Below are 11,704 nucleotides of genomic sequence, written 5' to 3'. Positions count from 1 at the left end.
CAGCCCCGACCGTCCGCTCGGCTCGCCCTCGCCGGGCCCCGACTCCGACGACGTGGCGCCCGAGGGCTCCGCGACGCCGGACGACCCCGGCTCCCCGAGCGCCGAGGACAGCAGGGAGCGGCCGGGGAACGAGGCGACGACGCGTGCGCCCGACCCCAGCACCACCAAAGGCGACGGCCCGGCCTCCGACGGCCTGCGCCGACGGGTGGTCGAGGCCTGCTTCAAGTACCGCAGCGGGCGGCTCGGTTCCGACGAGCGGCAGCGGCTGCAGGACTCCGCGCGCAAGGCCGGCCGGAGCGCCACGGACCTCGCCCGCTTCTGCGACCGCGTGATCGACGCCGCGAAGGGCTCGAACGGCTCGGCCGATTCCCCCGGCTCCGACGGTACGGACGACTCGGGCAAACAGTTCGGCGGCAAGGGCGGTGACGAGGACGACGAGGGCGGCGGCCACGAAAACGTCATCGGCGGCGGCAGCAGCGACGACGGCAGCGGTGGTGGCAACGGGCACGGAAACGGGCACGGCCATGGCGGCGGCAACGGGAACGGCGGCGGCAGCGGCAACGGGCAGAACGCCGGCTTCGAGCAGGCCCCGGGCGCGCCCGTGCCCGCACCCGGCCCCGACCAGTCCCTCAGCGCCTCGCCCGTCCCACCGACGGCGTCCGGCACCCCCTCCGCATCCGCCTCCTGAGACGGCGTCGAGCCCCGCAGGAACACTCCGCGAAAAACGTGTCGCCACAGGTGTGACGTTTTTGGAGCGTGGGGCGCAGTACTGAGTGAGCCGACTGGTCATCGGCCGTGCACGAGCCGGGGTTCCCCCCGTACCTTCGGCTCAGTGCCACTGGCGTGGGTGGGACACGTTCCCCCGGTCCCACCCACGCCGCCAACTCTCCGGGCCTGCGCCCGCGCCCTCACCAGTAGACGACGACCTTGTCCCCGTTGTGGACCTGGGCGAACAGGCTCGCGATCTTTCCCTCGTCCCTTACGTTCACGCAGCCGTGCGAGGCGCCGCCGTACCCGCGGGCCGCGAAGTCCGACGAGTAGTGCACCGCCTGGCCGCCGCTGAAGAACATCGCGTACGGCATGGGCGTGTGGTAAATCGTCGAGACGTGGTGGCGGGACTTGAAGTCCACGTGGAAGACGCCCTCGCGGGTGGGCGTGTACTGGGAGCCGAACCGCACGTCCACCGTCAGCAGCCGCTTGCCGTCCACCATCCACGACAGCGTCCGGCTCGTCTTGCTGATGCACAGCACGCGCCCCGTCATGCACCGCGGGTCCGGCTTCGCCGCGGGCTGCCCGCCCGAGGCGTACAGCTCCCACTTGGTCGGCTCGTGCGTCATCGTCAGCAGCCGCTGCCAGGTGACGGTGTCGGTGGTGCCGGTGCGGGGCAGGCCGCGCTTGCCCTGGAAGCCCTTGACCGCCGTGGTCGTCGACGCGCCGTACGTCCCTGTCGGCCCGTCGAAGAGCCAGGCGACCTGACGCAGCCGCGCCTGCAACTCCCGCACCTGCGTCCCCTTGTCGCCGGGGGCGAACAGCGTCCTGGGCGGGGCGTGCGTCGCCGACGGCTTCGGGGCGCCGGTGCGCGACGGCTTGCCGTCCGAGGCCGAAGGCCCGGAGCCGGAGTCGGAGTCGGCGGTGGCGGTGGAGCCGGTGGGGTCCGACGGCTGTCTGCCGCCCGAGCCGGCCGCCTGGGCCGTACAGCCGCCGACCAGGGCCACCACCCCGACCGCGGCGAGCGCCCGCTTCGAAAGTGCCGCTCTCCTGCCGACCACCCGTGTGACCGCTGTCCGCATGACGTCCCCCGCTAGCCGCGCCGCTCTCTCTTGTCACCCCAGATGCTGCCCGCTGCCGCACGGTTGCGAACAAGTGCCGCGCGGCGGGCGGGCCGCCTGTGGGTACCTGTGCCGCGCAACGGGCAGGTCCCCTGCGGGTACCTGTCCTGAGCGGGCTGTGAGCAAGGTCCCAGCGTGGGCCCCTCCACTGGTCGCACCCCCGCGGCTACAGTCCGTCGCGAGGTCGGCAACTACTGGCAAGTAATCGCTGGAGGCACAACCATGGCGCGCGAATCCGAGTCCGGTCTGCCCATCGAGCCGGTGTACGGCCCGTCGGCTCTGGAGGGCTGGGACCCGGAGCGGAAGCTAGGGGAGCCGGGCGGCTATCCCTTCACGCGCGGCGTCTACCCGTCCATGTACACGGGCCGGCCGTGGACGATGCGCCAGTACGCCGGGTTCGGTACGGCCACCGAGTCCAACGCCCGCTACAAGCAACTCATCGCGAACGGCACCATGGGACTGTCGGTCGCCTTCGACCTGCCGACCCAGATGGGCCACGACTCCGACGCACCGATCGCCTCGGGCGAGGTCGGCAAGGTCGGTGTGGCGATCGACTCGATCGACGACATGCGCGTCCTGTTCGGCGGGATCCCGCTGGACAAGGTCTCCACGTCGATGACGATCAACGCCCCCGCGGCCCTCCTCCTGCTGATGTACCAGCTCGTGGGCGAGGAACAGGGCGTGGCGGCCGACCGGTTGACCGGCACGATCCAGAACGACGTGCTCAAGGAGTACATCGCGCGCGGCACCTACATCTTCCCGCCCAAGCCCTCCCTGCGTCTGATCGCCGACATCTTCAAGTACTGCAAGGCCGAGATCCCGAAGTGGAACACCATCTCGATCTCCGGCTACCACATGGCGGAGGCGGGGGCCTCGCCCGCGCAGGAGATCGCCTTCACGCTCGCCGACGGCATCGAGTACGTGCGCACCGCGGTCGCCGCCGGGATGGACGTGGACGACTTCGCCCCCCGCCTGTCCTTCTTCTTCGTGGCCCGCACCACGATCCTCGAAGAGGTCGCCAAGTTCCGTGCCGCCCGCCGCATTTGGGCCCGGGTGATGAAGGAGGAGTTCGGCGCGCGCAACCCCAAGTCGCTGATGCTGCGCTTCCACACCCAGACCGCGGGCGTGCAGCTCACGGCCCAGCAGCCCGAGGTGAACCTGGTCCGCGTGGCCGTCCAGGGACTGGGCGCCGTCCTCGGCGGAACGCAGTCGCTGCACACCAACTCCTTCGACGAGGCCATCGCCCTGCCGACCGACAAGAGCGCGCGGCTGGCCCTGCGCACGCAGCAGGTGCTGGCGTACGAGACGGACGTGACGGCCACCGTCGACCCGTTCGCCGGGTCCTACGTCATCGAGAAGATGACCGACGACGTGGAGGCCGCCGCCGTGGAACTCATGGAGCGGGTAGAGGAGATGGGCGGCGCGGTCGACGCGATCGAGAACGGCTTCCAGAAGGCCGAGATCGAGCGCTCCGCCTACCGCATCGCCCAGGAGACCGACTCCGGCGAGCGCGTCGTGGTCGGCGTCAACCGCTACCAGCTCGACGAGGAGGAGCCCTACGAGCCGCTCCGCGTCGACCCCGCCATCGAGGCCCAGCAGGCCCAGCGCCTCGCCGCGCTGCGTGCCGAGCGGGACCAGGAGGCCGTCGACACGGCGCTGGCCGCCCTGAAGAAGGCCGCCGCCGACAACGACAGCAACGTCCTGTACCCGATGAAGGACGCCCTGCGCGCCCGCGCCACCGTCGGCGAGGTCTGCGACGCACTGCGCGAGGTGTGGGGCACGTACATCCCCTCCGACGCGTTCTGACCGCTCCGCTGTTCTGACCGTTCCGGCTGTTCGGGCCGGTGTCCCGGCGCTGTGGGGTTCCGCCATGCGAAACCCCGCGGCGCCGGTCCGGACAGGCGTGCGACACTCCGGTCATGCTGGGTGTCACCGATCTTCCGACTTATCTCGCGGGCCTCGTCCTCATCGTCCTCCTCCCGGGGCCGAACTCGCTGTACGTGGTCTCCGTCGCCGCCCGTCGCGGCATACGCACCGGCTACAAGGCCGCCGCCGGTGTCTGGTGCGGCGACACGGTCCTGATGACCTTGTCCGCGGCCGGTGTCGCCTCGCTCCTCCAGGCCAACGCCGTGCTCTTCGGGATCGTGAAGTACGTGGGCGCCGGCTATCTGACCTGGCTCGCGATCGGGATGCTGCGCGCCGCGTGGTCGATGTGGCGCACCCGCCGCGAGCGGATCGCCGCCGCGGAGGCCGGGGTGGCCGAGGCGCCCTCGCCGCAGGAGCGGCCCTTCCGCCGGGCCTTCGTGATCAGCCTCCTCAACCCGAAGGCGATCCTGTTCTTCATCGCCTTCTTCGTGCAGTTCGTCGATCCGACGTACGCCTATCCCGCCGTCTCCTTCGTCGTGCTCGGCGCCTTCGCGCAGGCCGCGAGCGTCCTGTACCTGTCGGCGCTGATCTTCAGCGGGACCCGTCTCGCGGCCGCGTTCCGCCGCCGCAGGCGGCTGTCGGCCGGTGCGACCTCCGCCGCCGGGGTGCTGTTCCTCGGGTTCGCGGTGAAGCTGACGCTGGCCAGCGCCTAGCTGAGCCTGCGGCGGGCGGGCCCCGACGGAGTGGGCCGGACCGGCGAACCTGCCGCGAAAGGCGCCTGTTCCTCCTCGACGGCGACTGACCCGAGCTCCGAGCTCACCCCGCCGCGAGCAGCCCGGTCTCCGCCAGATACGCCTCCACTCCCCGCGCCGTCTTCCCGGCCCACGCCACGTATCCGTCCGGCCGCACCAGGAACGTCCCGGTGCCGTACGCCTCGTACGCCGGTATGTGGGCCGTGCGCAGGAAGTCGGCCTCCAGAGGCGGGAGTCCGGGCTCCTGGTCCGGCTCCGGCCCCACGGTGAGCAGCGTCCAGTGCGGTCCCCGGAAGACGTCGAAGAGGCGCAGCTCGCCCCGCCGGCTGTCCGGCGCCCGGTCGCCCGCGTGCAGGGCGCCCTCCGGCAGATCCGAGCGGGTCTCCCGGGTCAGGGCCGACTCCCGGTAGCCGAGCGCCAGTTGTTGCACCTCGTCGCCGCGCTGCACGTGCCTGCCCTCCGCTCCGGCGCGGTGGATGCGGGTGCTGATGCCGAGGATGTCCGCGGCGATCGGCATCCGCTCTTCCTCGTAGGTGTCCAGGAGTCCGGCGGGGGCGCCGGACAGGACCGCGGCCAGCTTCCACGACAGGTTGTACGCGTCCTGCACGCTCGTGTTCAGGCCCTGGCCGCCCGCGGGGGAGTGGATGTGCGCGGCGTCGCCCGCCAGGAAGACCCGGCCCTCGCGGAACCGGTCCGCCATCGCGGCCCGGGCCCGGAAGTCCGAGGCCCAGAGCACCTCGGCGATGTGCTCCTGCGCGAGCGGCGTACGGGTCGCGAGCAGTTTGGTGACCGCCGAGGGCGAGGCGTCCGGGGTCGCCGTCTCGTCCGCGTACTGCGCGGCGAGCTGGAAGACGCGGCCCTCGTCGGACGGGAGCGGGCAGAAGGCGACGCCTCCGTCCTGCGCGTCGGGCCACACGTGCCAGTGCGTGTCCGGGACCGGGGCGTCGTCCGTCACCCGCACGTCCGCGACCAGCATCGGCTTCGGGTCCACCGTCTCGCCGGTCATGCCGATACCGAGGGCCCTGCGCACCGTGGAACGGCCGCCGTCCGCCGCCACCAGGTACCGGGCGCGTACCGCCGAGCCGTCCTCGAACGTCGCCGTCACGCCCTCGGCGTCCTGGCCGAGGGCGCTCAGCGCGGTGCCGAAGCGGACGTCGCCGCCGAGCTCGCGCAGGCGGGCGTAGAGCACGGCCTGGGTGCGGGCCTGGGGTATCAGCCACGCGTTCGCGAACGGCACCTGCTCGGTCGGCTCGGTGCGCTTGAGCATGTCCCACTCCCGGCCCGGCTCGTCCCCCTCCCAGGCCAGCATCTTCGGGTACTCCGAGCCCGCCGCGTAGACGGCGTCGAGCACGCCGAGGTCGTACATCACCTCTTGGGTGCGCGGCTGCAGGCCCTTGCCGCGCGAGCCGGGGAACAGTCCCTCGGCCTTCTCGACCAGCAGGGCCCGGACCCCGCGCCGCGCCAGGTCCGCGGCCAGCACCAGGCCCGTCGGGCCCGCGCCCACGATCAGCACGTCCGTGTCCGTCCTGCCCACCGGTGTCCCCGTCGTCGCCGCTGCCGCCATCGTCACCCACTCCTTAACGCCGTTAAGCTCCACTGGATCGAGCATGACCTTAACGGCGTTAAACTGTCAAGCGTGGCTGAACAGAAGCACCCCGAAGAGCCGGCGAGCGGGCCGAAGGCAGAGGCGAAGAAGGCCAAGCTCGACAAGGCCTCCGTCGCCGACACCGCCCTCGACCTGCTGAACGACGTGGGTCTCGAAGGGCTCACCCTGCGCGCCATCGCCAAGGAGCTGAACGTGCAGGCGCCCGCCCTGTACTGGCACTTCAAGAACAAACAGGCGCTGCTCGACGAGATGGCGACGGTGATGTTCCGGCGGATGACGTCGGCCGGACAGGACGGCGGCCCGGACGTCACGTACGAGCCGTCCGGGCCCTGGCAGGAGTGGCTCGTGCAGGGCAACCGCGCGCTGCGCGCCACGCTCCTGCGCTACCGCGACGGCGCGAAGGTCTTCAGCGGATCACGGTTCACCGGGACCGACCACGGACCCGAGATGGAGGCGAACCTGGGCTTCCTCATCGCGGCGGGGTTCACCCCCGACCAGGCCGCCTGGGCGAGCACGACCACGTACATGTACACGCTCGGCTTCGTCACCGAGGAGCAGGGCGTGCAGCCCCTCCCCGGTGAGCGGCGCCCCGGCTACGACGTGGCCGAGCGCGCCGAGCGGCTCGCCGACTACCCCCTGGCGGCGGCCGCGGGCGGGCAGCTCTTCGCGGCGTACGACGAGCGCTTCGAGGAGGGGCTGCGACTGATCGTCGCGGGCATCGAGGCGCGTTACGGGGTCGCCTGACCGGTCCCCGCGCGGGGAGTGCGCCGCGCATCCGGCAGGCCGAGCAGCCCGTGGCGCATGAGCGGCGTGGCCCACTTCTCGACGTACCGGTTCAGCAGCCACGCGAGCGTCAGCATGGCGCCGACCGTCGCCACGAAGGTGACCGCGGACGGCAGGCCGAGCCGGCGGTGGAAGAGCTCTATGGCCACCCACCCCAGGTGCTCGTGGACCAGGTAGAAGGGGTACGTGAGGGCGCCCGCGACCGTCAGCCAACGCCAGTTCGCCCAGCGCATCCAGCCGAGCGCGATGACCGCGACGGCGGCGAAGCCCAGCGTGACGACGGCGACGATCACGAACGAGGAGCGGTTGAAGAAAGCGTCCGGGTTCGCCGGGCGCCACAGTCCGGCGACCGCGTAGTGCTGGCCGATCAGCCAGCTGACGGCGACCACGCCCCACGCGGTGACGTCGCGCCGGTCGCGGTGGACGAGGTACAGGCCGATGCCGCCGATGAAGAACGGGGCGTACTCCGGCATCAGGACGAGGGTGAGCAGGGGCTCTCCGGACGCCTGCGTGAGGGCCGCGGCCAGTGTCCACACCGCGCAGAACAGCAGGACGCGGCGGCGCGTCGCGCCCGGCAGGACGACGCACACGGCGAACAGCGCGTAGAAGCGCAGCTCCGCCCACAGCGTCCAGCACACGCCCAGCACCCGGTCCACGCCCAGGGGTTGCTGCAGCATGGTGAGGTTCACCAGCGCGTCGCTGGGCGACACCGTCCTGTACGCCACCGCGGGCAGCGCGAACACGGCCGTGACCAGGACGATCGCCACCCAGTAGGCGGGCAGCAGACGGGAGGCGCGGGAGGCGAAGAAGGAGCGCAGGGGCCTGCCCCAGCCGCTCATGCAGATCACGAACCCGCTGATCACGAAGAAGATCTGCACGCCGAGACAGCCGTACGAGAACCAGCCGTGCAGGGACGGGAACTGGGTGCTCGGCGAAGTGCCCCAGGCGCGGGTCACCTCGCCGCCGCGGCCGCCGTAGTGGTAGGCGGCCACCATCAGCGCGGCGATCAGGCGCAGGCCGTCGAGCGCGAACAGGCGCGACGCCGCGCGCTTGGCGGGCCGGGGCGCCGTGATCTCCGGTTCGGGTACCGGTACGGGCAGCGGGGTGGTGCCGGTGACGGTCATCCGAGTGCGGCTCGCTTGAAGGAACGGGCCCGGCGGGCGACCCGTCGCACGGTCGCGTTGCGCGGAATGAACGCGAGCTGCGTCGGGATCGCGCCGGGCAGGCCGAGGGAGGTCAGGCGGCGCCGTTTGAAGTAGCGCCAGGTGTGGTCGTCGAGCCGTGTCGAGAGGTAGCGCTCGGCGGCCGGGCGCAGGTCCGGGTAGATCTTGGCCTGCATCGCGAAGCCGACCGCCCGCAGGAGATCGGTCAACTCGGCCACGGACAGGCCCTGTTCCTGTGACGTGACACCGGGCCGGTCCGCCAGCTCGGGCAGCAGTGCGTCGACGATCGTGACCGGGACCCGGTTGCTGTTCTGGTACGGGGCCAGGCGGTCCAGGAGCGTGGACGTGCCGACCCGGGCCACCGGGATGCCGTACAACGTCGACGCCGTGAGCAGCGCGGTGGAGAAGCAGCCGACGACCAGGGCGGGGCGCATCCGCTGGTAGAGGACCTCGGCGAGAACCGGGGTGTCCAGGACGGTCAGCTCGACGCCGAGCTGCTCCGCCTCCTTCTCCAGGGTGCGCGACCAGCGGGCCGGTGCGGTCGGGTGCGGTTTGAACACGACGCTGCGGTGGCCCAGTTGGACGGCTCCGCGCATCATGCGCACGTGCAGGTCCTCTTCCTCCTCGGGGGTGAGGATGTCGAGGGCGGAGAGGTACTGGCCGAGCAGCAGGGCCGGTTCGCCCGCGACGTGCGGCAACTCGTCCGCCGTGTCGCCGAGTTCGGACAGGACCTTCAGGAAGTCCTCCGTCGGGACGACCTCGGGCGGGACGCCGAACTCCGTGAGCAGCAGCGGCGTGAGGCCGGGCACGAGGTCGAGGTGGAGCAGGCGGCGCACGCGCGTGCCGACCAGCGGGTCGATCTTGTTGCGGGTGGGGCCGTAGCTCATCAGGCCGTCCGCGTACACGTCGACAGGAGCGCCGGTGAAGATCTGGGCGACGGCCATCGCGGGGTTGACCTGGATCGACTCGACGGCCAGCTCGACGTCGTCGTCGCCGAGGCCCCAGTGGAGCCTCAAGTACCGCTCCCACAAGGGGAGATCGTCGCCGCGGGGCGCCCAGCCGCCCGGGTGGAAGGGCGAGATCGCCTCGTTCCAGGACAGCACCTCGTCGAAGCGGTCGCGCAGCCGCGCGAAGCCGGGCATCTGGTCGACGGACGGGGTGGTCTCGGGCGTCGCCGTGTTGTTGGCGACCAGCAGTATCGTCCGGTCCACCGGGGCGAACCGCTCGGCGTCCAGGGCGGCCGCGAGCGTCGCGGTCCCGTACAGGGTCGAGGAGAGGAAGATGCGCGTCGTCATGCCGCGGCCTCCGCACTGACCGGGCGGCGGCGCAGCCGGCGCAGTCGCGTGGCCCGTTCCAGGTCCATCGAGTCCAGCGCGTCGTCGAGCACCTGCTGCGGCATGCGCTTGAGCGCCGCCGCGCTGAGGGACTTCAATTTGCGCGCCACGGGTGGTTCGAACCTTTCGATGGATCCCAAGTGGTGGGAAATGATGGCGCAGTACGTGCGCACGGCCTTCGGGAGAAGCTGATCCGCGTCCCGGTCCCGGGCCGTTTCCCGTACGACTTCGTCGAATGCCCGAATGAAATCGAGCTGGCGTACGTCGCCGATCTGGGTGAGTGACGACGCCACCCCGCGCCGGTAGAAAACGCCCAACAGGCCGACCGCCGCGAAGGATTTCGCCTCGCGGTGCAGCCGCCAGATCCACGGCCGGTCCTCCGCCGTGCGCAGCCCGTCCGTGAAGTGCAGCAGCCCCTCGTCGGCGAGGCGGCGGTGGTACATCCCGGCCCACGCGTAGGCGTAGTCGACGGACGTCGAGCGGTCGGCCGGCAGGATCGCGTCCCGCGGATCCATCACGACGCCCCGCAGACCGTGCGGCACGCGGTGGATGGAGCGGGCCCGCGCCGTGCACTGCACATGGTCCGTGCGCACGAAATCGCAGCCCAACTCCTCTATGGCAGAAAGGAGTTGGGGGTAGTAGCCGGGGGCGAGCCAGTCGTCGCCGTCCAGGAAGGTGAGGTATTCACCGCGGGCGGTGTCCAGGCCGGTGTTGCGTGCGGTGGCGAGTCCCCCGTTCTGTTCGTGTCGCACGACGACCGCGCCGGGCAGCTCGCGCTCGGCGCGCGCGAGAATGTCCGGTGTCTCGTCCTTGGAGCAGTCGTCGACGAGAATGAATTCGAAGTCGTCCCGTGCGTTGGCACGCAGACTTCTGAGGGTGTCGGGCGCGTATTGCTGCACGTTGTAGAACGGCACGATGACGGAGAGCTTGACCACGTCGGTGACGTTAGGCGGCGGCCCGGCATTCGTCTTGACCGGCAACTTGATGTCAGGTGAACGACGTGTGGCGGGACCGTGAACCGGCCCCGCCGCAGGGCAATTCCCGGCCCGATTCGCCATTCGTCGGTGTGCTGTTAACCGTTTGTTGCACTCCGGTTGGGCCGCGGCTCGAAATGCCTTCCTACGTTCTTGGACGTGCCAGCAAGTACAGCCAAGCAACGGCGGATCGCCGTACTCGCGGACTCCGACACCCGATGGAAGTGGGGCTCGCTCACCGCGAACCGCATCGCTCCTGACGGTGCCGCCCTCGACGGGTACCTCCTGCGAGGCCGCGCCACCCCCACCCCCCGCCAGCTCACCGAGGTCGGCGTCCGCGCCGACAGCCTCCGCGAGGTCACCGCGGTCGAGTTCCTGCGTGACATGGAGCGCTCCGCGCACAGCGGATCCGCCGCGTACGACGTGGTCGTCCTCGCCCTCGTCGGCGGGGCCGTCCAGGCCGTGCTGCACGGACTCGCGCACGCCTGGCGGGGGCTCGCACGGCGGCCCGTCGTCGTCACCGGCTACGTCGGCGTCGTCTACGAGAAGCTCGCGGACGGGCTGCTGCTGCGGCACGGCGCGGACGTGGTCCTCGCCAACTCGGCCCACGACGCGGAGCGTTTCCGCGCCGTGTACGAGGGGGTCGGCGCGGACGCGTCCTCGGTGACCGAGTGCGCGCTGCCCTTCCTCGGCGGCGAGCCCTACGCGGAGGAGCACGACCCGTACACGGTCGTCTTCGCCGCGCAGCCGTCCGTGCCGGACACCCCGGCCGACCGGATGTACCTCCTCGACCGCCTGGTGCGGCACGCCCGTTCGCACCCGCGGCGGGAGGTCCTGCTCAAGCTGCGCAGCAAGCCCGGCGAGCACACCACGCACATCGAGGAGGTGCCGTACCAAAAGCTCGTGCAGCGCCTGGACCCGCCGCCCAACCTCCGTCTCGTCTACGGGAACATGGGCGAGGTCCTCGACCGTACGGACCTGCTGGTCACGGTCAGTTCGACGGCCGCGCTGGAGTCCCTGCACCGGCGCATCCCCACCGCGCTCCTCACCGACCTCGGTGTGCGCGAGGCGCTCGGCAACCACCACTTCACGGGCTCCGGCTGCCTGGTGTCGTGGGACCAGTTGGACGCCGGGCTGCTGCCGGAGCCCGATCCGCGGTGGCTCGCCCGGCAGGGCGTCGTCGCCGGAGGCACCCCCGGCGGCGGAGGGACGTACGAGAACGCCTTCGACGGGGCGCGGGCCAAGGTCGACGGGCTCCTCGCGCACGACCGTCCGGGTCTCGCGCCGTACTACAGCGTCACCACCGCCCCCGGCTACCTGCCGCGCATCCTCGCCCGCCACCACCTCGGCGTGGACGGCGTCCCGCTGCCCGGCGCGCCCGCCGCCGACAAGGAGCC

Annotated in this window: 9 protein-coding genes and 1 pseudogene; 5 read left to right on the top strand and 5 right to left on the bottom strand. The window is 71.5% G+C overall.

Going from position 1 to position 11,704, the window contains the following annotated elements:
* Positions 1-688, top strand: a pseudogene (locus tag G3I40_RS29410) (hypothetical protein); the annotation flags it as partial.
* 220 nt (positions 689-908) lie between these two features.
* Here the strand turns inward: G3I40_RS29410 and G3I40_RS29405 are convergent.
* Positions 909-1,790: a L,D-transpeptidase family protein gene (locus G3I40_RS29405; protein ID WP_164305589.1), complete on the bottom strand. Its 882-nt coding sequence runs from the start codon at positions 1,788-1,790 to the stop codon at positions 909-911.
* 261 nt (positions 1,791-2,051) lie between these two features.
* On the opposite strand from G3I40_RS29405, the gene G3I40_RS29400 reads away from it, so the two are divergent.
* Positions 2,052-3,635 carry a methylmalonyl-CoA mutase family protein gene (locus tag G3I40_RS29400; protein WP_164305587.1) on the top strand — a complete coding sequence of 528 codons (1,584 nt, stop codon included), beginning with the start codon at positions 2,052-2,054 and terminating at the stop codon, positions 3,633-3,635.
* Positions 3,636-3,748: 113 nt separating this feature from the next.
* The gene (gene leuE, locus G3I40_RS29395) at positions 3,749-4,408 is read left to right on the top strand and encodes a leucine efflux protein LeuE (protein ID WP_164305585.1); all 660 of its coding nucleotides are present in this window, start codon (positions 3,749-3,751) and stop codon (positions 4,406-4,408) included.
* Between the two features lie 103 nt (positions 4,409-4,511).
* On the opposite strand, the gene G3I40_RS29390 is transcribed toward leuE, so the two are convergent.
* Entirely contained in the window at positions 4,512-6,011 is a 1,500-nt protein-coding gene (locus G3I40_RS29390) for an FAD-dependent monooxygenase (protein ID WP_164305591.1), read from the bottom strand.
* Between the two features lie 72 nt (positions 6,012-6,083).
* Between G3I40_RS29390 and G3I40_RS29385 the strand changes: the two genes are divergently transcribed.
* The gene (locus G3I40_RS29385) at positions 6,084-6,797 is read left to right on the top strand and encodes a TetR/AcrR family transcriptional regulator C-terminal domain-containing protein (RefSeq protein WP_164305583.1); all 714 of its coding nucleotides are present in this window, start codon (positions 6,084-6,086) and stop codon (positions 6,795-6,797) included.
* Here G3I40_RS29385 and G3I40_RS29380 read toward each other — a convergent pair.
* The 3 genes from G3I40_RS29380 to G3I40_RS29370 are packed head-to-tail and all read right to left on the bottom strand — an operon-like array spanning position 6,782 to position 10,268.
* Complete coding sequence (locus tag G3I40_RS29380; protein ID WP_164305582.1) at positions 6,782-7,960, bottom strand: acyltransferase; 1,179 nt, start codon at positions 7,958-7,960, stop codon at positions 6,782-6,784. The genes G3I40_RS29385 and G3I40_RS29380 overlap by 16 nt on opposite strands.
* Positions 7,957-9,294, bottom strand: a complete 1,338-nt coding sequence (locus tag G3I40_RS29375; protein WP_164305580.1) for an alpha-2,8-polysialyltransferase family protein — start codon at positions 9,292-9,294, stop codon at positions 7,957-7,959. Before G3I40_RS29375 ends, G3I40_RS29380 begins: the two co-directional genes overlap by 4 nt.
* Positions 9,291-10,268, bottom strand: a complete 978-nt coding sequence (locus G3I40_RS29370) for a glycosyltransferase family 2 protein (protein ID WP_164305578.1) — start codon at positions 10,266-10,268, stop codon at positions 9,291-9,293. The genes G3I40_RS29375 and G3I40_RS29370 overlap by 4 nt, the downstream gene beginning before the upstream one ends.
* A gap of 198 nt (positions 10,269-10,466) precedes the next feature.
* Between G3I40_RS29370 and G3I40_RS29365 the strand changes: the two genes are divergently transcribed.
* Positions 10,467-11,704, top strand: a 1,238-nt coding sequence (locus G3I40_RS29365; protein ID WP_164305576.1) for a DUF6716 putative glycosyltransferase, incomplete at its 3' end; no start/stop codon positions are given.

The organism is Streptomyces sp. SID14478, from assembly GCF_010548525.1.
Taxonomy (GTDB): Bacteria; Actinomycetota; Actinomycetes; order Streptomycetales; family Streptomycetaceae; genus Streptomyces.
Note: the sequence above shows the minus strand (reverse complement) of the source record. Positions and strands in the feature narration are given on the sequence as shown.